The sequence below is a fragment of the Brevundimonas denitrificans genome, from assembly GCF_030160755.1.
Lineage (GTDB): Bacteria > Pseudomonadota > Alphaproteobacteria > Caulobacterales > Caulobacteraceae > Brevundimonas > Brevundimonas denitrificans.
Genome location: NZ_BSOY01000237.1, coordinates 1 through 533, shown reverse-complemented (window position 1 = coordinate 533; position 533 = coordinate 1). Strand labels below are relative to the sequence as shown.

The 533-nt window shown below is 57.2% G+C and carries 1 protein-coding gene; it reads right to left on the bottom strand.

Annotated features, from left to right (window positions below):
* Positions 1-533 (bottom strand): peptide chain release factor-like protein (locus tag QQJ79_RS15960; RefSeq protein ID WP_284223927.1); only part of this gene is annotated, 533 nt, incomplete at both ends.

The window sequence follows — 533 nt, the reverse complement described above, 5'->3', positions numbered from 1 at the left end:
GTCTGCTGCCCACGGGTTTCGGCGGCGGCCTCGTCCCGCTTCTGCATTTCCAGTTCATACAAACGGGATTTCAGCATCTTCATGGCCGCAGCGCGGTTCTTGTGCTGGGACCGGTCGTTCTGACACTGCACAACCACGTTGGTTGGGATATGCGTGATACGGATCGCCGATTCCGTCCGGTTAACGTGCTGACCGCCGGCACCGGATGCCCGATAGGTATCGATGCGCAGGTCCTTTTCGTCGATATCAATTTCGATATCATCGTCAATAACCGGAAACACGCCGACCGACGTAAAACTGGTATGGCGGCGGGCGTTGGAATCGAACGGGGAAATCCGCACAAGACGGTGCACACCGCTTTCCGTTTTCAGCCAGCCATAGGCGTTCTCGCCGTTGACCTCGATCGTGACGGATTTAAGCCCCGCTTCTTCGCCCGGGCTTTCTTCCAAAATCTTGACCTTGCAGCCATGCTGCTCTGCCCAGCGGGTATACATGCGCAGCAGAATCTGTGCCCAGTCCTGGGATTCCGTTCC